This window comes from Pseudomonas sp. B21-023 (assembly GCF_024749165.1).
Taxonomy (GTDB): Bacteria; Pseudomonadota; Gammaproteobacteria; order Pseudomonadales; family Pseudomonadaceae; genus Aquipseudomonas.
Map to the genome: position 1 here is coordinate 1344521 of NZ_CP087190.1, position 25690 is coordinate 1370210.

27 protein-coding genes are annotated in these 25690 nt (G+C 63.7%); 11 read left to right on the plus strand and 16 right to left on the minus strand.

The genetic code is table 11. The features are described from left to right. Nucleotides 1–19: 19 nt before the first annotated feature. Nucleotides 20–1237: an argininosuccinate synthase gene (locus LOY42_RS06095; RefSeq protein ID WP_139669275.1), complete on the plus strand. Its 1218-nt coding sequence runs from the start codon at nucleotides 20–22 to the stop codon at nucleotides 1235–1237. Nucleotides 1238–1280: 43 nt separating this feature from the next. Here the strand turns inward: LOY42_RS06095 and LOY42_RS06100 are convergent, their stop codons facing one another. Then, entirely contained in the window at nucleotides 1281–1742 is a 462-nt protein-coding gene (locus LOY42_RS06100; RefSeq protein ID WP_139669278.1) for a hypothetical protein, read from the minus strand. 373 nt (nucleotides 1743–2115) lie between these two features. On the opposite strand from LOY42_RS06100, the gene LOY42_RS06105 reads away from it, so the two are divergent. Then, the gene (locus LOY42_RS06105; protein ID WP_102684768.1) at nucleotides 2116–2742 is read left to right on the plus strand and encodes a response regulator transcription factor; all 627 of its coding nucleotides are present in this window, start codon (nucleotides 2116–2118) and stop codon (nucleotides 2740–2742) included. Between the two features lie 45 nt (nucleotides 2743–2787). Here the strand turns inward: LOY42_RS06105 and LOY42_RS06110 are convergent, their stop codons facing one another. The 7 genes from LOY42_RS06110 to metG all read right to left on the minus strand — a co-directional run bounded on the left by LOY42_RS06110 (nucleotide 2788) and on the right by metG (nucleotide 8583). Next, a complete protein-coding gene (locus tag LOY42_RS06110; RefSeq protein WP_023630757.1) occupies nucleotides 2788–2964 on the minus strand; it encodes a PA3496 family putative envelope integrity protein in 177 nt (58 codons plus the stop codon). 104 nt (nucleotides 2965–3068) lie between these two features. Continuing rightward, entirely contained in the window at nucleotides 3069–3707 is a 639-nt protein-coding gene (gene nth, locus LOY42_RS06115) for an endonuclease III (protein ID WP_139669280.1), read from the minus strand. Between the two features lie 4 nt (nucleotides 3708–3711). Beyond that, nucleotides 3712–4236 (minus strand): Rnf-Nqr domain containing protein, encoded by a 525-nt coding sequence (locus LOY42_RS06120; RefSeq protein ID WP_102684770.1) that lies wholly within the window; start codon nucleotides 4234–4236, stop codon nucleotides 3712–3714. Continuing rightward, entirely contained in the window at nucleotides 4233–4844 is a 612-nt protein-coding gene (locus LOY42_RS06125) for an RnfABCDGE type electron transport complex subunit G (RefSeq protein ID WP_198755603.1), read from the minus strand. Before LOY42_RS06125 ends, LOY42_RS06120 begins: the two co-directional genes overlap by 4 nt. After that, nucleotides 4841–5812 (minus strand): RnfABCDGE type electron transport complex subunit D, encoded by a 972-nt coding sequence (locus LOY42_RS06130; protein WP_139669284.1) that lies wholly within the window; start codon nucleotides 5810–5812, stop codon nucleotides 4841–4843. The genes LOY42_RS06125 and LOY42_RS06130 overlap by 4 nt, the downstream gene beginning before the upstream one ends. Nucleotides 5813–5890: 78 nt before the next feature. Next, the gene (locus tag LOY42_RS06135; RefSeq protein WP_139669286.1) at nucleotides 5891–6439 is read right to left on the minus strand and encodes an Rnf-Nqr domain containing protein; all 549 of its coding nucleotides are present in this window, start codon (nucleotides 6437–6439) and stop codon (nucleotides 5891–5893) included. 101 nt (nucleotides 6440–6540) lie between these two features. Beyond that, a complete protein-coding gene (metG, locus tag LOY42_RS06140; RefSeq protein WP_139669288.1) occupies nucleotides 6541–8583 on the minus strand; it encodes a methionine--tRNA ligase in 2043 nt (680 codons plus the stop codon). 158 nt (nucleotides 8584–8741) lie between these two features. On the opposite strand from metG, the gene apbC reads away from it, so the two are divergent. Next, the gene (gene apbC, locus LOY42_RS06145; RefSeq protein ID WP_139669289.1) at nucleotides 8742–9836 is read left to right on the plus strand and encodes an iron-sulfur cluster carrier protein ApbC; all 1095 of its coding nucleotides are present in this window, start codon (nucleotides 8742–8744) and stop codon (nucleotides 9834–9836) included. A 122-nt stretch (nucleotides 9837–9958) separates the two neighbouring features. Here apbC and LOY42_RS06150 read toward each other — a convergent pair whose 3' ends face one another. Continuing rightward, the gene (locus LOY42_RS06150) at nucleotides 9959–10168 is read right to left on the minus strand and encodes a cold-shock protein (RefSeq protein ID WP_012273869.1); all 210 of its coding nucleotides are present in this window, start codon (nucleotides 10166–10168) and stop codon (nucleotides 9959–9961) included. Between the two features lie 327 nt (nucleotides 10169–10495). Here LOY42_RS06150 and dcd point away from each other — a divergent pair, with 327 nt between their 5' ends. Continuing rightward, nucleotides 10496–11062 (plus strand): dCTP deaminase, encoded by a 567-nt coding sequence (dcd, locus tag LOY42_RS06155; RefSeq protein WP_023630764.1) that lies wholly within the window; start codon nucleotides 10496–10498, stop codon nucleotides 11060–11062. A 98-nt stretch (nucleotides 11063–11160) separates the two neighbouring features. Then, on the plus strand, nucleotides 11161–11403 hold the full coding sequence (locus LOY42_RS06160) for a hypothetical protein (RefSeq protein ID WP_102684776.1): 243 nt from the start codon (nucleotides 11161–11163) through the stop codon (nucleotides 11401–11403). Between the two features lie 6 nt (nucleotides 11404–11409). Here the strand turns inward: LOY42_RS06160 and LOY42_RS06165 are convergent, their stop codons facing one another. The 6 genes from LOY42_RS06165 to LOY42_RS06190 all read right to left on the minus strand — a co-directional run bounded on the left by LOY42_RS06165 (nucleotide 11410) and on the right by LOY42_RS06190 (nucleotide 16988). Beyond that, complete coding sequence (locus LOY42_RS06165) at nucleotides 11410–12525, minus strand: succinylglutamate desuccinylase/aspartoacylase family protein (RefSeq protein ID WP_139669291.1); 1116 nt, start codon at nucleotides 12523–12525, stop codon at nucleotides 11410–11412. Between the two features lie 169 nt (nucleotides 12526–12694). Beyond that, complete coding sequence (locus LOY42_RS06170; protein WP_258600029.1) at nucleotides 12695–15130, minus strand: penicillin acylase family protein; 2436 nt, start codon at nucleotides 15128–15130, stop codon at nucleotides 12695–12697. A 192-nt stretch (nucleotides 15131–15322) separates the two neighbouring features. Further along, nucleotides 15323–15526, minus strand: a complete 204-nt coding sequence (locus LOY42_RS06175; protein WP_023632501.1) for an SEC-C metal-binding domain-containing protein — start codon at nucleotides 15524–15526, stop codon at nucleotides 15323–15325. 7 nt (nucleotides 15527–15533) lie between these two features. Further along, nucleotides 15534–16010, minus strand: coding sequence for an LEA type 2 family protein (locus LOY42_RS06180; RefSeq protein ID WP_102684779.1), 477 nt, complete (start codon nucleotides 16008–16010; stop codon nucleotides 15534–15536). Nucleotides 16011–16012: 2 nt separating this feature from the next. Then, nucleotides 16013–16489 carry a YchJ family protein gene (locus tag LOY42_RS06185; RefSeq protein WP_102684780.1) on the minus strand — a complete coding sequence of 159 codons (477 nt, stop codon included), beginning with the start codon at nucleotides 16487–16489 and terminating at the stop codon, nucleotides 16013–16015. A gap of 4 nt (nucleotides 16490–16493) precedes the next feature. Next, nucleotides 16494–16988, minus strand: coding sequence for a DUF6231 family protein (locus LOY42_RS06190; RefSeq protein WP_258600031.1), 495 nt, complete (start codon nucleotides 16986–16988; stop codon nucleotides 16494–16496). A 160-nt stretch (nucleotides 16989–17148) separates the two neighbouring features. Here LOY42_RS06190 and LOY42_RS06195 point away from each other — a divergent pair, with 160 nt between their 5' ends. From LOY42_RS06195 to LOY42_RS06210, 4 genes are all read left to right on the plus strand, one after another. Next, nucleotides 17149–17841, plus strand: coding sequence for an OmpA family protein (locus LOY42_RS06195; RefSeq protein WP_038706655.1), 693 nt, complete (start codon nucleotides 17149–17151; stop codon nucleotides 17839–17841). A gap of 89 nt (nucleotides 17842–17930) precedes the next feature. Beyond that, a complete protein-coding gene (locus LOY42_RS06200) occupies nucleotides 17931–18650 on the plus strand; it encodes an OmpA family protein (protein ID WP_102684783.1) in 720 nt (239 codons plus the stop codon). Between the two features lie 96 nt (nucleotides 18651–18746). Further along, a complete protein-coding gene (locus LOY42_RS06205) occupies nucleotides 18747–19022 on the plus strand; it encodes a DUF1145 domain-containing protein (RefSeq protein ID WP_139669297.1) in 276 nt (91 codons plus the stop codon). Next, on the plus strand, nucleotides 19015–19773 hold the full coding sequence (locus LOY42_RS06210) for a collagen-like protein (RefSeq protein WP_139669299.1): 759 nt from the start codon (nucleotides 19015–19017) through the stop codon (nucleotides 19771–19773). The genes LOY42_RS06205 and LOY42_RS06210 overlap by 8 nt, the downstream gene beginning before the upstream one ends. A gap of 911 nt (nucleotides 19774–20684) precedes the next feature. Here the strand turns inward: LOY42_RS06210 and LOY42_RS06215 are convergent. Continuing rightward, nucleotides 20685–21149, minus strand: coding sequence for a CopD family protein (locus LOY42_RS06215; protein WP_139669320.1), 465 nt, complete (start codon nucleotides 21147–21149; stop codon nucleotides 20685–20687). Between the two features lie 98 nt (nucleotides 21150–21247). Between LOY42_RS06215 and dinG the strand changes: the two genes are divergently transcribed. Then, nucleotides 21248–23392, plus strand: coding sequence for an ATP-dependent DNA helicase DinG (gene dinG, locus LOY42_RS06220; protein WP_258600032.1), 2145 nt, complete (start codon nucleotides 21248–21250; stop codon nucleotides 23390–23392). An 81-nt stretch (nucleotides 23393–23473) separates the two neighbouring features. After that, nucleotides 23474–25690, plus strand: coding sequence for a beta-galactosidase (locus LOY42_RS06225; protein WP_258600034.1), 2217 nt, complete (start codon nucleotides 23474–23476; stop codon nucleotides 25688–25690).

A 25690-nucleotide genomic window follows, 5' to 3' on the forward strand; every position in this document is an offset into this window, starting at 1 on the left:
AACCCCGTGGAGTGATGGCATGGCGGACGTAAAAAAGGTCGTATTGGCGTATTCCGGCGGCCTTGATACTTCGGTGATTCTCAAGTGGCTGCAGGACACCTACAACTGTGAAGTGGTGACCTTCACCGCTGACCTCGGCCAGGGCGAGGAGGTCGAGCCGGCCCGCGCCAAGGCCCAGGCGATGGGCGTGAAAGAAATCTACATCGACGACCTGCGCGAAGAGTTCGTGCGTGATTTCGTCTTCCCGATGTTCCGCGCCAACACCGTCTACGAAGGCGAGTACCTGCTGGGTACTTCCATCGCCCGCCCGCTGATCGCCAAGCGCCTGATCGAAATCGCCAACGAAACCGGCGCCGACGCCATTTCCCACGGTGCCACCGGCAAGGGTAACGACCAGGTGCGTTTCGAGCTCGGTGCCTATGCGCTCAAGCCGGGCGTCAAGGTCATCGCGCCATGGCGTGAGTGGGACCTGCTGTCCCGCGAGAAGCTGATGGACTATGCCGAGAAGCACGGTATCCCGATCGAGCGCCACGGCAAGAAGAAGTCGCCGTACTCGATGGACGCCAACCTGTTGCACATTTCCTACGAAGGCGGTGTCCTGGAAGATACCTGGACCGAGCACGAGGAAGACATGTGGAAATGGAGCGTCTCTCCGGAAAGCGCCCCGGACCAGGCCACCTACATCGAGCTGACCTACCGCAACGGTGACATCGTCGCCATCGACGGTGTCGAGAAGACCCCGGCCACCGTGCTGGCCGAGCTCAACCGCATTGGTGGTGCCAACGGCATCGGCCGCCTGGACATCGTCGAGAACCGCTATGTCGGCATGAAGTCGCGCGGTTGCTACGAGACCCCAGGCGGCACCATCATGCTCAAGGCTCACCGCGCCATCGAGTCGATCACCCTGGACCGCGAAGTCGCTCACCTGAAGGATGAGCTGATGCCCAAGTACGCCAGCCTGATCTACACCGGCTACTGGTGGAGCCCGGAGCGTCTGATGCTGCAGCAGATGATCGACGCCTCGCAGCTCAACGTGAATGGCGTTGTTCGCCTGAAGCTGTACAAGGGCAATGTCACCGTCGTGGGGCGCAAGTCGGACGATTCTCTGTTCGATGCCAACATTGCGACCTTCGAGGAAGACGGCGGGGCTTACAACCAAGCCGATGCCGCGGGCTTCATCAAGCTCAATGCATTGCGTATGCGTATCGCGGCCAACAAAGGCCGTTCGCTGCTGTAAGCAGCCACGAGCCTACGAAAAACCCGGCCTTGGCCGGGTTTTTTCATGCCTGGGTTTCTGCTTCGGTGGCGGTCGCGGCCTCGTCATCCTGCATGGGCACGGCTGAGAGATGGATACAGGTGCGCGTATCCAGGTTGTACAGCACCCAGCGTCGTTGTCGCCCGTGGGGGCGATCGATCATTCGCAGTACATGGTTTTCGATGATCTTCTGACTGTCGGCTCCGGAAATGGCGATGATCATCGCGCCTTTGCTCCCTGAGACAGGTGTGCGTAAAGGCTTGCGGGCGCTGCGGGCATTGCTGTCAGGTGCAAACAGCGAGCGAGTGTTGAAGTTGAGGGTAAGAAAGAACAGTACCGTGAGGAAGAACGGGAAGCCCACCAGGAACCAGGTGTACAGGGTCTGGCTGTCTTCGCTGAGGAACGGGAGTGATGCCAGGGCAGACGCTTCGATCACGCCGGCAAAGACAGCGATAAGGGTCAACGGACTGATGGGGTCGCGGTTCATGATGAGGGCCTGGTGATGCTTTGCCCATCTGTAGCGTGTTTTCCCCACTGTAATTAAGCGTGCCTCGTTTCCCTCCCTGGCCAAGTCGCCGCGCTCGACGCCTACCTTTATCCAGTGTGTACAGTCGAATTTTCCCGCGTGAAGTGTGACTCAATGGCACTTGGATCCAATTCTTCCGGCTGTTACTTTCTGAATCGTTGCGACGAACCTGTATCTATTACATTTTGTGAAAGGGGTAGTGCGTAGGAAGAGTCTCTATTAATTGTAGGCCGCTTCTTTCGGTGAATTTACCAGGGAAACCGCTGCATAAATAATCGTTATGCTCGGGTGTGGTGGTCTATCGAACTAAAAATAACGTATCAATGGGAATCGCATGAATAAAGTGCTGATCGTGGATGATCACCCGGTCATTCGCCTGGCCGTACGCATGCTGATGGAACGGCATGGCTACGAAGTGGTGGCGGAGAGTGACAATGGTGTGGATGCCCTGCAACTGACGCGGGAGTATCTGCCGGATATTGTCATTCTGGATATCGGGATCCCCAAACTGGATGGGCTGGAAGTGATTGCGCGGATGACGCTGGCGAGCCCGGCGAGCAAGGTGTTGGTACTGACTTCCCAGGCCCCGGGGCACTTCTCGATGCGCTGCATGCAAGCGGGAGCGGCAGGTTATGTCTGCAAGCAACAGGAGTTGACCGAGCTGCTCAGTGCCATCAAGGCCGTGATGTCCGGCTACAGCTATTTCCCCAACCAGGCATTGCACAAGGGGCGCTCGGGCACGGGAGGCGCCACGGAAATGGAGATGGTCGAGCGGCTTTCCGGCCGGGAGATGATGGTGCTCCAGCAACTGGCCCGGGGCAAGAGCAACAAGGAGATCGCCGACAGCATGTTCCTCAGCAACAAGACAGTCAGTACCTACAAGACTCGCCTGCTGCTCAAGTTGAATGCCCGCTCGTTGGTGGACCTGATCGAACTCGCCCAGCGCCATGGGCTGGCCTGAGCCCTATTGAAAAGCCTCCGTTCAGGAGGCTTTTGCATGTCTGCGTTACAGATCGTAGTCGAAGTCGGCCAGCTGTTTCTGCAGGCGTCGCTCCTCGAGCATGTTGTCGATGGTGCGGCGCTTGCTGAGGTTGGTCTTGGCCGGTTCGGCCTGCGGCTCCACGTCGTCGTCCGTACTTTGGAAGTCGTCATCGTTTGCCAAGTCTTCTTTATCGGTGCTCATGCGTCACTCCAAGCCAAAGGGCCATTGGCCGTCCTTATAACGGGAATCGCAGAGCGGGTAAAAAAGATTTTTTCAATCGCCTTGTGCTGTTGTCAGCTATTGCTTCAATCGTCCGAGGTCTTGAACTTGTATTCGCACAGGTCCTCGATTCGGCAGCTGCCACAGCGCGGTTTCCGAGCCTGGCAGACATAACGGCCATGCAGGATCAGCCAATGGTGGGCGTCGAGCAGAAAGTCCTTGGGCACGAACTTGAGCAATTTCTTTTCGACGTCTAGAACGGTCTTGCCCGGCGCGATACCGGTGCGGTTGCTGACTCGGAAGATATGCGTATCGACGGCCATGGCCAGTTGGCGAAAGGCAGTGTTGAGCACTACGTTGGCGGTCTTGCGCCCAACGCCGGGCAGGGCTTCCAGCGCTTCGCGGCTCTGCGGGACTTCACCTGCGTGCAGTTCGACCAGCAGGCGACAGGTCTCGATGACATTCCTGGCCTTGCTGTTGTACAGCCCGATGGTCTTGATGTACTCGCTCAGGCCTTCGACACCCAGGGCGTGGATGGCCTGCGGCGTGTTGGCGACCGGGAACAGGCGCGCGGTAGCCTTGTTGACGCCGACGTCCGTCGCCTGGGCCGAAAGGATCACGGCGATCAGTAGTTCGAAGGGGGTGGAGTAGGCCAGTTCGGTCTTGGGTTCGGGATTGTCTTCATGCAGCCTGCGAAAGATCTCCAGGCGTTTGGCGGCATTCATGGGGTCAACGGCTTCCTTGACGGCTAGGGGAGGTGGTCGATGGGCGCAGGTGATTGTACAAGCCCAGCAGCAGGCCGAGCAGTATCAAGGCGCCTGGGGCTAGCGTGGCAATGTGCAGGCCGAGATCGTCGGCGAGCACTTGTCGACAGGCACCCAGGGCAAGGCCGGCCACCAGGAGCCCGCCCAGGCCGCGACACAGTTGGCGATAGCGGTACTGCTGTGGCAGCAACTGTTCGCAGGCCAGGCAGGGCAGGGCCAGTAACAGAGGGTAGGGGGCAAGCTCCTCGGCCAGGGGCAGGGTCCACGCCCGCAGCCCGAGGTGCAGACAGGTTACCAAGCTGGCCGTCATCACAGCGCTCGCCCACAGGCTGGCGCCCTGAGCAAGGTGGCGACGCAGTGGTGCCATCAGCGCCTGATGCAGGCCTGTCAGCAGGCAAGCGCAAAGGCTGATGGAGATCGCCTGGACAATGGTCCGGGTTGCGCCGAGCAGCGGTACCAGGCTGATCATCAGTAGCCAGAACCTGCTCATGGGCGCGCCTCGCCGAGCAGTGCGGGGCGGTGGTCGTCGAAATAGCGCAGCGCATCCTGGATCGCCGCGATGACTGCTCGAGAGGTTACCGTTGCCCCGGCCAGTTGATCGAACGCGCCCTGGTCACGTTTGATCGCCCAGGCCTGCTCGGGTGTATTTTCCTGTGCCCGGCCGATGAACTGGTCGAGCCATTGACGCGCCGGGTCTGCCAGTTGGTCGCCCAGGCCTGGGCTTTCCTGTTGCTCGAGTACACGCATGCCGACCAGGCGGCCCTGGGTGTTGATGGCGATGACCATTTCGATGGCGCCGCCATAGCCCTGGAACCTGTTGTGCAGCAGGATGGCGGTTGGGGCTCCCGCCAGCGTGGCGCGATAAGCGGCCAACAGGTGGCTATGGCGCAGGCTGGTATCTGCCAGGGCCAAGGCTGTTTGCAAGGGCTGGTTGTCATAGCTACCTGGCGGCAGCACTGTCAGCCACTGCTGTTCATGCCACTGGCGCTGGGCCTGCGCAATAGGTTTGGCAGTGAAGCGTTGCCAGGCCAAAGTCGTGACAACGGCCAGCACTGCCAGCAGTGACAGGCACGCGGCGCTGCGCCAGCGGGCACTCACGGGCAGGCCTGCTGGCGACGCTCCGCCCAGCGATCCAGGGACGGTGCGGCAAGGTTCATCAGCAGAATGGCGAATGCCGTGCCATCGACAAAGCTGCCCCACGTACGGATCAGGTAGATCAGCAGGCCGGCGCTGGCACCGAACAGCAGACGGGCCAGTGGCTGCCTGCAACCAGATACCGGTTCGGTGGCGATGAAGAACGCGGCCAGCATGGTCGAGCCTGACAGCAGGTGCAGCAATGGTGAGCCATTGGAGTCGGAGCCTGAGCCGTTCCAGCCCAGCAGGCTGAACAGAAACAAGGCGCCGAGCAAGCCGATGGGCGCGTGCCAGGTGAAGACCTTGCGTTGCATCAGAAATAGCCCGCCGAGCAGGAAGGCGAGGTTGACCCATTCGCTGGCGCTCCCACCGATATGGCCAAAGGCCGAATGGCTGGCAAACAGTTCGTCGATGGTCAGGCTGCGGTTATGGCGCAGCACGTCGAGTACCGTGGGGCTGGCCCAGGCATCGATGCGATCGCCGGTACCCAGGCTCAGGTTCAGGCTGTCCAGCAACCCGGCGGTCTGGCCAGGCCAGTGGTTCATCTGCAAGGGGAAGCTCAGCAGGACGAACGCATAGCCCACCATGGCCGGGTTGAACAGGTTGCGTCCCACTCCCCCGAAGGCTTGTTTGCCCAGACCAATGGCAACACAGGCTGCCATCAGCGGCAGCCACCAAGGGGCGTGGATGGGCAGGGCGGCGGCCAGCAGGACGGCGGTGACCAGCGCGCTGCCATCGCCCAGGGCCGAGACCACCGGCAGCTTGCGCCAGCTCAGCAGCAAGGCCTCGGTGGCCAGCGCCGCGCAACTGCTCAGCAGCAGGTTGATCAGCACGCCCCAGCCATGCAGCCAGAACAGCGCCAGCAGGCCAGGGGTGCAGGCCAGCAGCACCAGTTGCATGGCGCTGCGCAGGCGCGGATCAGGTGGCGGCATGGGCCTGCAGCTCCTCGAGGTATTGCCGGGCAATGTTTTGCAGGGCCGGCAGCAAGACGTCGATGTGTAGAGACAGATTCATTGGGTGAACAGTCCGTTGAGTCCCGAAAACGCCATGGCCATCACCCCGGCACCGATCAGTTGAATAGGCAGGCCGCGTAACGCTGCGGGTACCTCGGCTTGGCGGCTGCGCATATCTAGGTCCGCATACAGCACCAGCGCGAGCCAGAAGCCCAAAGCGGCAACGAGGGGCCACGCCAGCAGGCGCCAGCCGCGCATGTCGTCATGGGACAGTTGCACCAGCAAGCCTAGCACCACGGCATTTGCGCTCAGCAGGCCCGACAGGCCTTGTGTGGGCCAGTCCGGGCGCAGGCGCTGGAGCAGGTTCGGCAGCGCCCAGGCCAATGCCGCCAGCAACGGCAGGAAGACCAACAGCTGAAGGTCCTGCAACTGCAATGGCACGAGCAGTTGTTGGCACAGCCAGGCGCCGATTGGCAGTGCCATGAGGATCAGCAGGGCGGAGCACAGGCCCAGCGCATGCAGGCGCACACGCTCGACCGGCTCTGCCTGCAGGACCAGGTGATTGACCAGCGCGGCGCTGACCAGGACCAGAACGTAGTCACTCATGGAGGTGCCGACGGCGGGACGATGGCGCCATTATCCGGCAGCGGACGGCAGATGCAAATGCCCCGGCCAGGGGGCCGGGGCATATTGGTTGCCTGATTTGGTTACTTGATGCGCTGGCCTGGCTTGGCACCGCTGTCGGGGCTGAGCAGGTAGATCTCCTCGCCGCCCGGGCCGGCTGCCATGACCATGCCCTCGGAAACACCGAAGCGCATCTTCCGTGGCTTGAGGTTGGCCACCATCATGGTCAGGCGGCCTTCCAGCTGGGATGGATCCGGGTAGGCCGACTTGATGCCCGAGAACACATTGCGACGCTCATCACCGATGTCCAGGGTCAATTGCAGCAGCTTGTCGGCACCCGGCACGGCTTCGGCCTTGACGATCAATGCCACGCGCAGGTCGACTGCGGCGAAGGTGTCGAACTCGATCTCGGCCGACAGCGGGTCTTTGGCCAGCTCGCCATTGCCCGCCGGGGCGGTGTTGGCCTCGGCGGCCAGCAGGTCTTCCTTGCTGGCGGCAATCATTGCTTCGACCTTGGCCGGTTCGATGCGGCTCATCAGCGCCTTGAACGGCTTGAGCTGGTGATTTTCCAGGCGCGACTGGTGGTCGTTCCAGGTCAACGGCGCGACATTGAGGAAGGCCTCGGCGTCGCTGGCCAGCACCGGCAGGACCGGCTTGAGGTAGATCACCAGCTGGCGGAACAGGTTGACGCCCTGGGCGCAGATGGCCTGTACCTCGTCCTGCTTGCCTTCCTGCTTGGCCAGCGACCACGGGGCCTTGTCGGCGATCCAGGCGTTGGCGCGATCGGCCAGGGCCATGATCTCGCGCATCGCGCGCCCGAAATCGCGGGCTTCATAGGCCTCGGCAATCGACGGGGCGGCCGCGAGGAAGGCTTCGGTCAGCTCCGGCGCGGCATCACCGGCGACCATCACGCCGTCATTGCCCTTGTGGATGAAGCCGGCGCAGCGGCTGGCGATGTTGACCACCTTGCCGACCAGGTCGGAGTTGACCTTCTGCACGAAATCCTCGAGGTTCAGGTCGAGGTCGTCGACGCCGCGGCCCAGCTTGGCGGCGTAGTAGTAACGCAGGTATTCCGGCTGCAGATGATCGAGGTAGGTGCGCGCCTTGATGAAGGTGCCGCGCGACTTGGACATCTTCGCGCCATTGACGGTCAGGTAGCCGTGCACGTTGACCGCGGTCGGCTTGCGCAGGCCCGCGCCTTCGAGCATGGCCGGCCAGAACAGGGCGTGGAAGTTGACGATGTCCTTGCCAATGAAGTGGTAAAGCTCGGCCGTGGAGTCTTCTTTCCAGAAGGCGTCGAAGTCCAGTTCCGGCCGGCGCGCGCAAAGGTTCTTGAAGCTGGCCATGTAGCCGATCGGCGCGTCCAGCCAGACGTAGAAGTACTTGCCAGGCTCGCCCGGGATCTCGAAACCGAAGTACGGGGCGTCGCGGGAGATGTCCCATTCCTGCAGGCCAGAGTCCAGCCACTCGGCGAGCTTGTTGGCCACGGCGTCCTGCAGGGTGCCGCTGCGGGTCCACTGCTGCAGCATGGCCTGGAAGTCGGGCAGCTTGAAGAAGAAGTGCTGGGAGTCACGCAGCACCGGGGTGGCGCCGGAGATTGCCGACTTGGGGTTCTTCAGCTCGGTCGGGGCGTAGGTGGCGCCGCATTTCTCGCAGTTGTCACCATACTGGTCCTCGGCCGCGCACTTGGGGCAGGTGCCCTTGATGAAGCGGTCGGCGAGGAACATGCCCTTTTCAGGATCGAAGTACTGGGTGACCGAACGGGTGGCGATATGCCCGGCATCGCGCAGGCGCGTGTAGATCAGGCTCGACAGTTCGCGGTTCTCCTCGCTGTGCGTGGAGTGGTAGTTGTCGAAGTCGACCAGGAAGTCGGCAAAGTCGGCGCTGTGCTCGGCCTGGACGTTGGCGATCAACTGTTCGGGCGTGATGCCTTCCTTTTCAGCGCGCAGCATGATGGCCGAGCCGTGGGCGTCGTCGGCGCAGACATAGATGCACTGGTTACCGCGCAGTTTCTGGTAGCGCACCCACATGTCCGTCTGGATGTACTCGAGCATGTGACCAAGGTGGATCGATCCATTGGCATAGGGCAGGGCGCTGGTGACGAGAATCTGACGTGGCTCGGACATGGTGGCTCGGCTACTTATCTGGCTACGGGGTAAAAATGAGGGTGATCGGCCACTATAAAGGGCTGGCGAATATATTTCACCCCAACAACGCATCCGCTGACGATTGACGGGTTAGCATAGGCACCTGTTTCGTATTCAGTTTGCCAATGGGAGCCTCCATGAGTGCCGTTACCCGTGCCGCCGTCGAAGGCGTGCTTCGCCAGTACACCGACCCCTACCTGAACCAGGATCCGGTCAGCGCCGGTTGCGTGCGCGCCATCGATATCCAGGGCGGGCAGGTCAATGTGCAGTTGCAGTTGGGTTATGCCGCCGGGCTGTTCAAGGGGGGCTGGGCGCAGGTGCTGCAAACTGCCATCGAGAACCTCGACGGCGTGAGCTCGGCCTCGGTCGGCATTGACTGTGTGATCGCCACCCACAAGGCCCAGGCTCAGGTGCCGGCCATGGCCAGCGTCAAGAACATCGTCGCCGTGGCCTCGGGCAAGGGTGGGGTCGGCAAGTCGACTACTGCCGCCAACCTGGCCCTGGCCCTGGCCCGCGAGGGTGCCCGGGTGGGGATACTCGACGCCGACATCTATGGCCCCAGCCAGGGTGTGATGTTCGGCATCCCCGAGGGCACCCGCCCGCAGGTGCGCGAGCAGAAGTGGTTCGTGCCGATCAAGGCCCATGGCGTCGAGGTCATGTCCATGGCCTTCCTCACCGATGACAACACGCCCATGGTCTGGCGTGGCCCGATGGTCTCGGGCGCGTTGCTGCAGCTGGTGACCCAGACCGCCTGGGACGACCTCGACTACCTGGTGATCGACATGCCGCCAGGCACCGGCGATATCCAGCTGACCCTGGCGCAGAAGGTGCCGGTGGCGGGCTCTGTCATCGTCACCACCCCGCAGGATCTGGCGCTGCTGGATGCCAAGAAGGGCGTGGAGATGTTCCGCAAGGTCAACATCCCGGTGCTGGGTGTGGTGGAGAACATGGCGGTGCACATCTGCTCCAACTGCGGCCATGCCGAGCACCTGTTCGGCGAAGGTGGCGGCGAGAAGCTGGCGGCCCAGTACGGTGTCGAACTGCTGGCGTCGTTGCCGCTGTCGATGCTTATCCGCGAGCAGGCCGACAGTGGCAAGCCGACCGCGATTGCCGAGCCGGAGAGCCAGATCGCCATGGTCTACCAGGAGCTGGCGCGGCAGGTGGGGGCACGAATAGTGTTGCAGGAAGCGGCGGCGCCGGCGATTCCGAGCATCACCATCAGCGAGGACTGAGGTTCAGGCGATCATGTGGGGGCGGGCCAGCTCGCTTCCACGATGGGTACGGGCGATTGACTCAGGCACAAAAAAACCCGCCAATGGCGGGTTTTTTTTGAAAGCTAGGAAGCGAGATCGACTTAGGCGATCTGAACTTCTTCAGCCTGCATGCCTTTCTGGCCGCGGGTAGCGACGAAAGTAACAGCCTGGCCTTCTTTCAGGGTTTTGAAGCCGTCAGCTTGGATGGCTTTGAAGTGCACGAACAGGTCGTCACCCGACTGAGGGGTGATGAAGCCGTAGCCTTTCTCATCGTTGAACCACTTAACGGTACCGTTTTGACGGTTGGACATGTTTCTGTCTCCTTGGACAAAGTTGATTACGGTCAGGAAGTACCCTGCCCGGGACTGAGTGCAAAGAGAGCAGAAAATTCAGCGATGGGCCGATGATAATCGTGCATCAAACTAGAGATTCTCGGTGTCACGTGCAGCACAGTGGCGCCACCTTAACCCACTTTCCACGACCTGCCAATGGTCAAGGAGCGCTTTGATGAATTTCGGATCGGCGGCCGGTGCAGGCCCCGTCTGGCGCGGGATGGGCAAGGAAACTTTAACCCGCGCGCCGGGACCGGTAAGATGCGCATCTCGTTTTTCACCTTGCACTCTTCAGGACACCCCGCCATGAGCATCAAATCGGACAAGTGGATTCGCCGCATGGCGCAGGAACACGGCATGATCGAACCGTTCGTCGAGCGCCAGGTGCGCGGCGAGCACGACAGCCGGGTCATCTCCTTCGGCGTCTCCAGCTACGGCTACGACGTGCGTTGCGCCGACGAATTCAAGGTGTTCACCAACATCAACTCGGCCACCGTCGACCCGAAGAACTTCGATGCCGGCAGCTTCGTCGACATCAAGAGCGACGTGTGCATCATCCCGCCGAACTCCTTTGCCCTGGCCCGTACCGTCGAGTACTTCCGTATTCCGCGTGACGTGCTGACCATCTGCCTGGGCAAGAGCACCTACGCGCGCTGCGGCATCATCGTCAACGTCACTCCTCTCGAGCCCGAGTGGGAAGGCCATGTGACGCTGGAGTTTTCCAACACCACCACGCTGCCGGCGAAGATCTACGCCAACGAAGGCGTGGCGCAGATGCTGTTCCTGCAGTCCGACGAGGAGTGCGAAGTGTCGTACAAGGACCGCGGCGGCAAGTATCAGGGCCAGCGCGGCGTCACCTTGCCGCGCACCTGAGCCGACAAAGCGCGGGAATTGTTTCCGCGCCCGGCACTCCAACGAGTGAACAGTTCCGGCGCGCATGACGTGCGCCGGCTCTCGTCAGGAGCCCCCCCATGAAAATCGATCCCGCAATCAGTGCCAAGCTGGCCGTCCTGCAGCCGAACCAGATCGGATTGCTAGCCTGGTCGCTGCTGGCCCATCCGCCGACACACACGCCACTGCCCATGCGCGCAGGCGGAGTGCCTCACCAGCCTGATCCCGACACGCCCCAGCCGCCGCAGCCTGGCGAGCAGCCACCGATGGAGCCGGGCGAGCCGACCCTGCCCGATGAGCCGCCTCCCGCTCCTGTGGCCTGACGTCGCTCAGTTGCCCAGCAGGTAACCGCTGCGGCAAACCTGCTCGCCTGCCACATGGGCGACCACCATGCCCGCGGTGGCCATGCGCCTGATGCTGCGGGCATAGAGCAGCCCGGCCTGGCTATTGCGCAAGGGCGTTACCCGGTCGCTGAGCGGGTCGATGACCTCGGCGATCAGCGCTCCGGCTTGCAGGTACTGCCCGGGGCTGGCATGGAACACCAGCAACCCGCCAAGCGGTGCCATGACCGGTTCCACCGCCGCCAGCGGCGTGGCCGGATGGCGCAAAGCGGGCAAGGGCGCCGGTTGGCCTTCGATGACGCCGGCGTGGGTCAGGAAGTCGAGGATCGCCTGGCAGTCCTGGGTGGCCAGGGCGTGGCTGACATCGGCCTGGCCGCGCAACTCGATGGTCACCGAAAAACTGCCCAGGGGGATCGGGAAGCGTTTGCCGAAGCGCTGCTGCAACTGCCACCACACCAGGCTGAAACACTCATCGAACGATTGCCCGCCCGAGTCGGTGGCCAGCAGGCTGGCCTGGACGCCCAGGTAGCGGGCCAGCGGTTCGACCTCGGGCCAGGCCTCGGGCGTGGTGTACAGGTGCTCGACGGCTTCGAAGTCGCAATGCAGGTCGAGCACCATGTCGGCGTCGCAGGCCAGGCGCTGCAGGGTCAGGCGCTGGGACTGCAGCGGCGTGTGCGCGGGGTGGGCATCCAGGCCCCGGCGCAGGTATTCACGGATCAGCGCGAGGTTGTGGGCCGGGTCCTGGGAGAGGTGGCCTTCGATCTGGTCGCCGATGCTGTCCGACAGGTCGACGAACCTGCGGTTGAAGTTCTCGCCGCTTTGCAGCTCGAAGCGCCCCAGGGGCGCGTCCAGCAACACCTGCTCGAGGCCGACCGGGTTGGCCACCGGTACCAGGATGATCTCCTTGCGCAACCGGCCCTGCTGCTCCATGTCCCCAAGCCGCTGCTTGAGATGCCAGGCCACCAGCATGCCCGGCAGCTCGTCGGCATGCAGCGAGGCCTGGATGTACACCTTGCCGGCGCCACGTGGGCCGAAATGGAAGCTGTGCAACTGGCGGGCGATACCCGGGACAGGGGAGAGCAGGTCGTGGGTCGAGTGGTGCATGGTGGTCCTGATGTCAGCGTTGTAGGGCAAAGGCTGGGATCAAGGATAGAAGCATAACTTCGGGGGCGGCGCACTATTCACATAGGAGAGCGCAAGAGGATGGGGGCAGTGACCATGGGATCGAGCACCGCGCGCGGCGCTCGATTTTGCTGGCTCTGGTCTCTGAGACCTATTTGCCAGGCACCAGCGTCAACCGCTGGCTGCCGTAGGCCCGGGCAAAGTTCTGCGGTTGCAGCGGCAGGCTGGTGAAGCGGCCCTTGAACCAGGCATCGAGCCCATCGCTGTAATGGCGGCTGGCCGGATTGCCGGACTGGCCGTTGCTGGTCAGCAGCTGCAGCGGTTCGGTCTGCCCGAAATCAACGATCATCCGCGCCGAGGCCGGCAGTTGGGTGTCGAAGCTGCTCCCCCAGGCATAAGGCGTCAGGGCCAGGGTGCTGAAGTCGCCACCCGCCGCCAGGGGCGCGCGCTCGAGCTTGTCGCCCAGGCCGTGATAGGCCGGTGCCGGCCAGCGGTACTGATGCAGCTTGCCCCACTGCCAGGCGCGGCGGTCGGCGCCGAGTTGTGTGGTGCCGGCATCCACCGCCGCAGCCAGGCTGCGGGCGAGGATGGTGGGCTTGTCTTCTTTTTGCGGCGTGCCGCGATCGTCCCAGAACGGGCTGTCCTCGCGTCCCAGCAGGTGGTCGGCCTGGGCGGAGTAGGAAAGCTTGGCATTGCCGATGAACGCTTGCCATGTCGGGCTGGATTCCGGGCCCAGTTCATCGAGGAAAGTCTGGCGAGTGACCGCCTGGAGGAACAGTTCGTACAGCGCGGCATCGGCCGACACCGGGCTTAGCCGGCCATCGAAGGCCTTCAGCCGCGCCAGGGCGTCGCGAGCCTTGTCGCGCTGGGCGCCAGGCAGGGCGTCGATGGCCTGCTTGAGCGGCTGGGCCATGCCGGGGGCGTCGAACATCTGCTTGAGCTTGTCGGCTAGCAGGGTCACCTGATCGTTCTGCAGAGCCATCAGGCTGCGGCTGTCGTGGCGACCGTTGCCGGCCAGTTGGGCCATGCGCTCGGCGCGCTCGGGGTAATACCAGCTGCTCGACAGCTGCATGCCATAGCCCTTGGGCAGGCTGCGCTGGTTGGCGTGGCCGATGAAGCCGGCGGGCGGGTCCTGATCGTAGGGGTGCAGCATTGCATCGGCGTAACCATCCCAGTCATAGCGCCCGTCCCAGCCCGGCGAGGGCAGCAGGCCCTGGCCTTCACGGCGGTTGGGATAGCGTCCGCTGACCTGCCAACCGATATGCTGGGGCTCGGCGAACACGAAGTTCAGCGCTGCCGCACCGACCTCGCGGGTGCTGTCGAAGGCACGCTCGATGTTTTGCGCGCGGGTCAGGTCGAACAGCGCATCGAGGCTGCGATCATCCTTGAGCAGCGGTAGATGCAGGGTCAGGGCCAGGCTGCCATGCCCCGGCAACAGGGTGCCGTGGCGGGTGTCGTACATCACCTCGCGCTGGGGGCGCTGGCCGCGAACGAAGAAGGTCTCGTTGCGGGCACGCGCCGGTTGCCACTTGCCGTCGGCGAGGTAGGTCAGCTGGGTGCCCTGGCGGCGCACCTGCTCGAGGAACAGGTCCTGGTTGTCAGCCATCACCGCGCTGCTGCTCCAGGCCAGCTTGCCGTTGTAGCCGGCCAGCACGATCGGCAGCCCTGGCAGCGACAGGCCGGCGACCTGATACTTGCCGGTGTGGATCTGCACCGGGCTCAGTGCCCAGGCGGCGCGGCTGTCGCTGGCCAGCAGGCTCTTGCCGGCACGGCTGCGCTGGGGCGACAGCGCCAGGTTGCTCGAGCCGGGGGCACCCAGCAGGCCGAGGTCGGCCAATTGCTGGCCAGTGGCGGTGAGCGCGCCCAGGCCCGGCAGCTGGCTGGCCAGGTTCAGGCCCTTGAGTTTGTCGACTTCGCTGTCGGCCAGGGGTTCGTCCGGAGCGCCGGGCAGCAGCCAGACCAGCTTGTCGGCACCCACCTTCTGCGCCAGGGTCAATGCCGACAGTTCCTCCTGCAGGTTCACCGACTGGCTGAAGGCGTAGAGGCTGAAGATCAGCGCCGAATCCTCGGGTTTCCAGTATTCCGGGCGATAACCGCTGCGAGCGAGTTCGCCCGGCAACTTGTCGCGATAGCGGAACAGGTAGGCGTTGACCCCGCGGGCATAGACTTCGAAGAAGCGCTTCAGGCGCGGCGAGGCATCGGCATAGAGCTGACCGGCACTCTGCTTGAGATTGGCCGCGCGCATCAGCCGGTCGATCGCCAGGGCGTCGGCTCCAGCCAGTTCGGCCAGGCGCCCCTGGGCCAACAGGCGCATGGCGACCATCTGCTCGATGCGATCCCCGGCATGCAGGTAGCCCAGGCTGAACAGCGCATCATGGAAGTTGCCGCTTTCGATCAGCGGCGCGCCCATTGCGTTACGCCGTACCGAGACGTTCTGCGCCAGACCCCTGAGCGGTTGCACGCCGCTGTTGGGCAGGACGCTGTCCTGGTAGCCACCCATCTGGCAGCCGCCCAGCGCGAGCAGGCCAAGCAACGCGGCAGCACTGCCGAGGCGGAGAGGGAAGGGTGGAAGGGCGGGGGCGGCCATGGCTGGATTCCTGCAGGGCGTGGCGGGGTTCTGAAAGGCGCTAAGGTAGTGAGCGCGCAGTCGCCGTGCAAGGTGCCGGGGAGCTTTATTTACCAGTGGTCATGCTGGAGCGGGTTGATCATGGGCCAAGCCCGTTCCCGCGACGATTTGCCTGGGAGTGGGCTTGGCCCTGAACACGTGCGCTGACGTTGATCAGGCGCCGTGGCACTTCTTGAATTTCTTCTCGCTGCCGCACGGGCAAGGGTCGTTGCGGCCGACGTCCTTCAGGGCGTTGCGCACTGGCTCCTGATGGCCGTGGTTGCAGTGCGGGCCATGCACATGGCCGTGGTCGTGGTGATGGTCGTGACCGTGATCGTGATCGCAGTCGGGGCCATGGACATGGGGTTGTTGGGTCATTGCAGCGTTACTCCGGTTTAAGATCGCCGGGGATTATCTCACCCCTTTGCCTCAAGTGCAGGTCCCGATGCACGATCAGCCCGGTGGCCAGTTCGCCGCGTAGTTGATACTGCACGGGTTGTCCGCTTTTGAGCAGCTTTGCCAGAGGCTTGAGGTGCTGCCAGAGATTGGTCCGCACGGTGACCTTGAAGGTGCGCCGGGCATGGCCGCCAACGCTGCGCCACAGGCTGGCCTCGTCTTCGGCCAGCAACAGGTCGCCGAGGCGTACAGAATAGGCCAGGTGGCGGATGAACAGGCGGCTGTCGTTGGGGTTGTCGACGCGCAGGTGCAGAACGAACTCCTGCTGGTGCAGGCGCACCTTCACCGGTTCCACCTCGAGCAGGTGCAACTGTGGTTCGCGCCAGGTATCAGCGCCCCAGCTGGCGCAGCCCGCCAATCCGCCCAGCAGCAGGCTGAGCGAGAGCAGGCGAGCCAGGGTGCGCATGCTCAACTACCGAAGTAACTGGCGCAGCATTTCTTGAACTTCTGCCCGCTGGCGCAGGGGCAGGGGTCGTTGCGTCCGGCCTTGAGGGGCGCGGTCGGGTCGATGAAATACCAGCGTCCGGCATGCTGGACGAATGCCGAGCGCTCGCGGTGCTGGTGATCGCCCTCAAGGTCGTGCCAGCGCGCGGTGAACGTGACGAAGGCATGCTCGGGCTGTCCGCCCAGCACCTCGGCGCCCTCTACCTCCAGGCCCAGCCAGGTGCTCTGCGCGCTCCAGGCCGCCATGGCGGCGCGGTCCAGGCCTGGGCGCTGGGCCGGCAGGGTGGTAGCCACCAGGTAATCCACCAGGCCCAGCACATAGGCGCTGTAGCGTGAACGCATCAGCGTCTGGGCATCCGGCGCTGGTGTTCCACTGTGATAGTGCCCGCAGCAGGTATCGAGCAGGTTGCCACTGCCGCAGGGGCAGATCGAGACACTCATTCGGTCACCACCAGTACTTGCCGAAGTTTTCGGGGTTGGCCCAGAACTTGGCATTGAGCCAGTCCGGGACTTGTTTGTAGTCATGCAGATCATAGGTGAACAGGCTCAATACCTGTTCATCGCGCTGGAACTGCTCGCTGGCCGAGAGCGCCAGCGAGTAGAAATCGGTGGGCTGCCAGCCGCAGGCGGTCAGGTCGGCCAGCACTGCGACGCGGCTGGCGTTGAGGTTGCGGATGCCGCCCAGCAGCTCCAGGCCGGTGCGCTTGGGCAGGTGCTCCAGGCAATCGACCAGTACCGCCAGGTCGAAGCGCCGGGCTGCCTGTTCGGCAGGCAGCGGGCCGGGTGCGGCAACTTCGATGCGGGTATCGGGATGGGCGGCGGCGAAGGCTTCCAGGGCAGGGAAGCGGCTGCCCACCAGCAGCAAGTGGCGCGGGGTGAAGCGTTCCAGCAGGGCGGCCAGTGCCTGCTGGGGCGTGCGTTGGGAGAAAGCGTCGGTCATTGCCATTCCTCGTTCAGGTCGCTCAAGACTAACGGTCCCAGGCCAGCGGGCAAAGGGGCGCGCGGCTGCGGCGTGGCTTATTGCTGGCAGAGCGGGAAGCGCCGGTCTTTACTCCCAGAGCATCGGTTTTCTACCGATTCCCCCTAGGAGAAGCAACAAGATGAGCATAGTACGCACAGCGATACCCCTGGTTCTGCTCACCAGTGTGTTGACTGGTTGTGCAGGTTTGCAGAAAACCGACTGGCCGAAGTGTGCTGCCGTCGGGGGCGTGGGCGGCGCGGCCCTGGGCGCGATCGAGAGCTCCAGCTGGGCCGGCTGGGGCGCCTTGCTCGGTGGCGGCCTGGCGGCGGGTTACTGCTGGGCCCATGGCGACGGTGATGAAGACGGCGACGGCGTACCGGACAGCCGCGACAAGTGCCCGGGCACCCCGCGCGGCGTGCAGGTCGACGCCAATGGCTGCCCGCCGGAGCCGGCGCCGGTGGTCGAGGAAGTCGTGGTACAGAAGGAAGAAGTCATCGTCATCCGTGACGTGCATTTCGAGTTTGACTCGGCACGCCTGACGGCCACCGACAAGGAGCGCCTGAACACCATCGCCACGCGGCTCAAGCAGGAAGCCCCGAGCGCGCGCCTGAGCGTTTCCGGCCACACCGACAGCGTCGGTTCCGACAGCTACAACCAGAAGCTCTCCGAGCGCCGCGCCCAGTCGGTGACCAACTACCTGGTCGAAAGCGGTGTGCCACGTGCCAGCTTCGTCTCGGTGGTGGGGGCGGGTGAAACGCAGCCGGTCGCCGACAACGCCACAGCCGACGGGCGTGCCATGAACCGTCGAACCGAGATCAAGATCCAGCGTTGATGGCGACGTGCCCGCGCCTTGAGAAGTGGCGTGGGCACGTCTTTACTCCTGTGTGACCGGTAGCGGCCGGTGACACAGGAGCATTCACCATGCGTGTTTTGTCGAAAGCGGCACTGCCGTTGGTGGTGGCCACGAGCCTGCTGGCAGGTTGCGCCACCCACAGCGATGGCAGCGCGCCCCTCAATCAAAGGACCTGGCCCATCTGCAGCCTGCTTGGCGGCCTGGTCGGTGGCGGCCTGGGCGCCATCGAAAGTTCCAGCTGGGCGGCTGGTGCCGGCGTTGCCGGTGCGATTGCCGGTGGCCTGATCTGTTATGCCCAGGATGGCGACGAGGATGGCGATGGCGTTTTCGACCGCCGCGACCGCTGCCCGGATACTCCGGCCGGTACCCAGGTCAACCATATGGGCTGCCCATTGCCGCAGTATCCAGCCGCCGCACCGCAGCCGGAGCCTGCGGCGACCTCGGAGGTGATCACCCTCGATGATCAGGGCCAGGTGCTGTTCGCCTTCGATTCCGCCGAACTCACCCAAGGTGCACAGCAGCGCCTGCAGGGCTTGCTGCCCAAGCTCAACGACCCCAGTGTGGCCAGTGTCAAGGTGATCGGTTTCACTGACAGCGTGGGCTCCGACAGTTACAACCAGCGCCTGTCCGAGCGCCGTGCCAGCGGTGTTGCCGAGTACCTGATCAGCCAGGGCCTGGCGCCGAACAAGGTGACCAGCCAGGGCCGTGGCGAGAGTGAGCCGGTGGCCGACAATGACACCGATGAAGGCCGCTCACGCAACCGACGGGTGGAACTGCACCTGAACTGACTCCTCTGGCGCATGCCCCGGCAGTAGGGTTACTGTTGCCGGCGCGGTCCGCTCGAACGGACCGTGCCGGCATAACAAAAATCATGGGGGCGGGGTATGAAGTTCATCCTGGGCCTGGGCAAGGCTCTGACAGTGGCGTTCTGGGGTGTGGTGCTGTTCAACCTGTTCATGCCACAGCCATTGCCGCTCAATCTGCTGATCAATGCCGCAGGTATCGTCCTGCTGTCGCTGCATGTGCTCGAGGTGCTGTTCTTCAATGGCAGCTTGCGTGGGCGCAGTCACCGCTGGTTCGACCGCTTGCAGATTCTGTTGACCGGCATCTTCCATGTCATGTCCATCCCCCGGTCGCAGGAGGCGCCGAGCCATGCGTAAACTGATTTTGCTGGCCGTACTGGCCACACCCTTGGCCCAGGCCGAGAGCCTGGAGGTTGCTGCCCATTCGATGCTGCGCCTGCCGAACAAGGCGGCCAGCGTGCACCTGGAGCACCTGCGAGTGGCCGACTCGGCGACCTTGTTGCTACCGGCCAGCCTTACCGAGCTGAAGATCGACCGGCTCGAACTGGGGCGCGATGCGCGCATCGCCATCGCGCCGGCCGAGCGCGACCTGAGCATCGAGGCGTTGACGGCTCGGCTGGGCGAGGGTAGCGAATTCAGTGCGCCAGGGGCGCCCGGAAGCTACGAGCGGCCCGCGCGGCCGGGGCGTAACCTGGATCTGCGGTTGCAGGCGCTGGAAGCGGACCGGCTATCGATCGACGCCCGGGGCGGGGCTGGGGCGCCGGGGTATGTCGGGCTCGACGGCGCCAATGGCAAGCCGGGGGGCTGCACCTGGGGGCAGGCCAGTCGTGGGGCCAATGGTGATGATGGTGGCAACGGGCATGATGGGGCCCCCGGTGGGCGAGTTCGTCTGGCGGTGCCTGAAGGGTTTGCGCAGGAGCGGATTATGGTGCGACTTGATGGTGGTGCGCCTGGTAAGGCGGGGGCTGCCGGGAAGGCTGGGGCAGGTGGGGCTAGTAAGGGGTGTCTGGTTTATCGGACCGATGCTGGGGGGAATGGGCGGCCTGGGCAGGCCGGGCAGCCTGGGTTGGCTGGGGCCTCGGGGGAGTTGATTCTTCAGCGGCTTTGAGTTTTTTTGGTAGCGTTGTTTGGTTGTTTGGTTGTTTGGTTGTTTGGTTAGTTGGTGTTGAAAGTTGTATGCGCATTCATTTGCGATGTCGACGCTTATTCACCTTTCCGCCCTTACGGCGGGTCCCTTTTTGAAGGATCAAAAAGGAACCAAAAAATCCTCGCTCCATTCATCCGGCCCTCCGCTTCGCTCCGGGTTCCCTCACTCCGGCCTTGCTCCCGGGAGGACCGCGCTGAACGCCCCATCCTGGGGCGCAGCGCTTGACGGGCATCCATGCCCGTCACCTCCCTGCGCAAGACCTGCGTTCGGCCTCCTGAAGTCGCGAAGTTACGGGCGGCGCCTGGACTAACGCAGCTAGTCGCTAGTTGCCAGCGTGGGAACTCTAGATCAACATCGCGGGGCAAGCCCGCTCCCACCATAGTTTGACTACGTGATTCAACGTGGGAGCGGGCTTGCCCCGCGATAGCGTAATGAAGAACAACATAACAGCCACTAACAAAACCAACATATCTGCTCTTGATCTGCTCTTGATCTGCTCTTGATCTGCTCTTGATCTGCTCTTGATCTTGCTTCTAAGTGCGCGATAGTTCAGGCGACACAAATTGCGACTTCAGGAGGCCGAGTGGAGTTCTTGCGTAGTGGGGCGACGGCCATGGATGGCCGTCGAGCGCTGCGCCCCAGGATGGGGCGTACAGCGCGGTACCCACGGGAGCAAGAACGGAGCGAGGGAACCCCGGAGCGAAGCGTAGGGGCCGTATGAACGGAGCCGAACGGTTTTGCCTACTTTTGTCAAGAAAAAAGTAGGTCGCCGTAAAGGCGAAAGGGTGACTAAGTGTCGACATCTTCTACGAATGTGCTTACAACTACCAAAAAAATCTCTCAATCCGAACCCGAAGCTGAACCCGACCCCCTCAAACCAAAACCCGCGAACTCGCCACTCCCACCACCACAACGCCAATCAACAAATTAACCCCAACCAACCGCCGAATCCGCCCCAGCACCCCAGCCCCCGAAGCCCAATCCCCTGCCTCCACCGCCGCACGCAACTCAGGCAACAACAACCCCTGAACCCGCATGAACAACGCAAACATGACAATCCCCCCGCCAATCATCACCTGCACATAACGAGGCGCGGTCTCGAACCCGGCAAACCGCAGGTGAATCATCCCGACCCCGCTGACAGCCAACACCGCCACCGCCAGCCAGACCCATCTGAAGAACCGCTGGAAAACCTCCACCCACAAACGCAGCCGCGCAGGCCCTTCCAGCGCTGCAACCGTGGCCGGCCGCAGCACCAGCCAGGCGAAGAACATCCCGCCGACCCAGACGAGGGCGGCCAGGACATGCAAGGTGTAGGGCAAGGCAAAGGCAAGCATCGGGATCTCCATGCGGCACAAAGGGCAATAGCGGGGTATGATAGCCGGCCCATGCGAAACACTGAAAATATATCCAGCCCTCCGGGCGCCTGCAGACCATGATCAGCAACGAACTCAAAGCCACCATCCAGGGCGCCTACTCGCGTTTCCTCGAAGCCAAAAGCCTCAAGCCGCGTTACGGCCAGCGCCTGATGATCGCCGAAGTGGCCAAGGTGCTCGGCGACATCGCCTGCGACGATGAAGGCCGCCGTGCCGGCGAGCCTGCGGTGGTTGCCGTCGAGGCCGGTACCGGTACCGGCAAGACCGTCGCCTACAGCCTGGCCGCGATCCCCGCCGCCAAGGCCGCCGGCAAGCGCCTGGTGATCGCCACCGCGACCGTGGCGCTGCAGGAGCAGATCGTCTTCAAGGACCTGCCCGACCTGATGCGCAACAGCGGGCTGAACTTCAGCTTCGCCCTGGCCAAGGGCCGTGGCCGTTACCTGTGCCTGTCCAAACTGGACGTCCTGTTGCAGGAAGGCCACGCCCAGTCGGCCACCGCTCAGCTGTTCGAGGAGGAGGGCTTTCGCATCGAGGTCGACGAGCGCAGCCAGAAACTGTTCAACAGCATGATCGAAAAGCTCGCCGGCAACCGCTGGGACGGCGACCGCGACAGCTGGTCGGAGGCCGTCGAGGACCAGGACTGGGCGCGCCTGACCACCGATCACAGCCAATGCACCGGTCGGCACTGCCCCAACTTCCAGCAGTGCGTGTTCTACAAGGCCCGTGAAGGCATGGGCAAGGTCGACGTGATCGTCACCAACCACGACATGGTCCTGGCCGACCTGGCGCTCGGCGGTGGCGCCGTGCTCCCCGATCCACGCGACACAATGTACGTGTTCGACGAAGGCCACCACTTGCCGGACAAGGCCATTGGCCATTTTGCTCATTATTCGCGGCTGCGCTCCACGGCCGACTGGCTGGAGCAGACTGCCAAGAACCTGACCAAGCTGCTGGCCCAGCATCCGTTGCCGGGCGACCTTGGCAAGTACATCGAGCAGGTGCCGGAGCTGGCCCGCGAGGTGCGTACCCAGCAGCAGTTCATGTTCACCCTGTGCGAGCAGGTGGCGGACTTCCGCGCCGGCGAGGACATGGAAGGCCGCGACCGCCCGCGCTATCGCTTCGAGGGCGGCGTGGTGCCGGAGCAGATCCGCGAAGTAGGCATCGAGCTCAAGAAAGGCTTCGCTCGTCTCAACGACCTGTTCACCCGCCTGGCCGACCTGCTCAAGGAAGGCATGGACGGCGAAAACAACATCGGTATCGCCAGCCACCAGGCCGAGGAGTGGTACCCGCTGTTCGGCAGCCTGGTGACCAGGGCCCAGGGCAACTGGGAGCTGTGGACCGCCTTTACCGCGGAAGACCCCGAAGACAACCCGCCCATGGCCCGTTGGCTGACCCTTGCCGAAAGCGGCGCGCTGTTCGATATCGAGGTCAACGCCAGCCCCATCCTGGCTGCCGAGATGCTGCGCAAGAGCCTGTGGAACGTCGCCCATGGCGCCCTGGTGACTTCGGCGACGCTCACCGCGTTGGGCAAGTTCGACCGCTTTCGCATGCGTTCGGGCTTGCCACGCGACGCGGTGCAGTGCGTGGTGCCCAGCCCGTTCGTGCATGGTGACGCCGGACTGCTGCGCGTGCCCGACCTGGGCGCCGACCCCCGTGACGCCGCGGCGCATACCGCGGCTATCATCCGTGAACTGCCAGCCATCGTCGAGGACGCCCGCGGCGCGCTGGTGCTGTTCTCCTCGCGCAAACAGATGCAGGACGTGTTCGACGGCCTGGACCGCGACTGGCGCAAGCTGGTGCTGATCCAGGGCAATCTGTCCAAGCAGGAAACCCTGAACAAGCACAAGGCGCGGGTCGACGACGGCCAGCACAGCGTGCTGTTCGGCCTGGCCAGCTTCGCCGAGGGTGTCGACCTGCCGGGCGCCTATTGCGAGCATGTGGTGATCGCCAAGATCCCCTTCGCGGTGCCGGACGATCCGGTCGAGGCCGCGCTGGCCGAATGGATCGAAGCCCGTGGCGGCAATCCGTTCATGGAGATTGCCGTGCCCGACGCCTCGCTGCGCCTCATCCAGGCCTGCGGCCGGCTGCTGCGTACCGAGCAGGACCGTGGTGTGATTACCTTGCTTGACCGCCGTCTGGTCACGCAACGCTATGGCAAGGCTATTCTCAACGCGCTGCCACCTTTCCGACGGGAAATCGGCTGACTGCCGGAGCAACACGCACAACCCGTTGTCCATTACTCGATTGCGAGCCCATGACGGGCTCCGAAGGAGAGCCACCGCCCCATGATCCGCCGCGCCTTGCCTGTCGTGTTCTCCGTGTTGTTCAGTGCGCCTTTGCTGGCCGGGCAGCAGACTCTGTTCAGCTTCGTGCGCCCGGCCTCGGTGGTGAATGTCATCACCCAGGACACCAGCCTGCCGCAGTACAACGCGGAACAGACAGCCGAAGGCGAGGTGCTGCGGCGAGTGGTGTTCAACCCGGTGGCGCAGCCGACACTGCGGCTCGCGCCGCAGAGCGGGGCGTGGGACTGGTCTGCCGGCCAGGCGCTGACCCTGCGCCTGCAGAGCGGCATGGATTGGGCGCTGACCGTTGATGTGGTGGTGCAAAGCAGCGACGGACGCACGCTCACCAGCCGCATCGACCTGCCGGCCGGGCCTGCGCAGACCGTGATGATTCCGCTCAAGGCCAGTTCACCACTGAGTCAGGGCATGCGTGCCGGGCCGCCGATGCCTTGGACCTACGAAGGCCAGCGCCTGTTGCTGACTAGCAGCGAAGGAGGAGCTGACCTGGCGCAGGTCACTTCGGTCAGCTTGAGCATCCCCGGCCCCAAGGTGGCGCAGAGCCTGTTGATCGAGAAGGTCGGCCTGCAGGATGACGATCAGGCGTTCAAGGCCGCCTACGCCGAGCTGATCGATGGCTATGGGCAATCGACCCGTGGCCGCTGGCCGGAAAAAATCGTCAACGACGAGCAGCTCAAGGCTGCCGACAGCCGTGAACAGGCACAGCTCAAGGGCTGGCTGGCCGAGCGCGACAAGCTCAAACTGGACACCTATGGCGGCCTGCTGGAGGGGCCTGCGTTCGAAGCCAAGGGTTTCTTCCGTACCGAGAAACGCGACGGACGCTGGTACCTGGTGACGCCGGAAGGGCATCCGTTCTATTCGCTCGGCGTCAATGCCGTCGCCGCAGATGGCGGGCGCACCTATGTCGCCGGCCGTGAGGGCATGTTCAAAGCCTTGCCGGGAGAAGGCGACACCCTGAGTGCCTTCTATGGCGAAGGCAACAACGATGACGGCAATGCGTCGTCCCAAGGCCGTGGTTTCAAGCAGGGACGCTGGTTCGACTTCTACGCGGCCAATCTTCAGCGCACCTATGGCAAGCCTTGCCCGCAGGGAGAGGTGGCGTGCCCGGTGGCGGTGCTGGATGCCCAGCGCTGGCAGGCCCATACTCTGGATCGCCTGCAGGCCTGGGGCTTCAACACCCTAGGTAACTGGAGCGATGCGTCGCTCGGGCAAGCCAAGCGCTTGCCGTACACCTTGCCGCTGTCGATCGTCGGAGACTACGCCAGCATCAGCACCGGCATGGACTGGTGGGGGCGCATGCCCGACCCGTTCGACCCGCGTTTCGCCATGGCCACCGAGCGTGCCGTGGCCATTGCTGCCCGGGATCACCGTGATGATCCCTGGCTGATCGGTTACTTCGCCGACAACGAACTGGCCTGGGCCGCGCCGGGGGACGACCCCAAGGCGCGCTATGGCCTTGCCTATGGCACCTTGCGGCTGACCACTGATGTGCCGGCCAAGCGCGCTTTCCTCAAGCAACTGCGCGACAAGTACCGCAACCAGCAGGGGCTGTCGAAGGCCTGGGGTATTGAGCTGACCGCTTGGGAGCTGATGGAAGACCCGGGGTTCGAGGCGCCTTTGCCCAACCCGGAGCATCCGGAAATCGAGCGTGACTACCAGTACTTCCAGCAGGTGTTTGCCGAAACCTATTTCAAGACCATTTCCGATGCGCTGAAATGGCATGCGCCCAACCATCTGCTGCTCGGTGGCCGCTACGCGGTCAGCACTCCCGAGGCGGTGAAGGCCTGCGCCGAGTTCTGCGATGTGCTGAGCTTCAACCTCTATACCTTGAAGCCTGACGACGGCTACGACTTTGCCCGCCTGGCCGAGCTCGACAAGCCGGTGCTGGTCTCGGAGTTCCAGTTCGGCTCGCGCGACCGCGGCCCGTTTTGGCCCGGCCCGCTGGAAGTGCCCCGCGAGGAAGACCGTGGCCCGGCGTATGCCAACTTCCTCAAGGCCGCCATGAATCAGCCGATGATCGTCGGTGCGCACTGGTTCCAGTACCTCGATCAACCCGCCAGCGGGCGCCTGCTCGATGGTGAGAACGGCCATCTTGGCCTGGTCGCTGTCACCGATGTGCCCTATGCGGGGTTCATCGAGGCGGTGCGCCGCAGCAACCTTCAAGCTCTTGGGCATTTGCGCACAGCGTTGGACAAGCCGTAG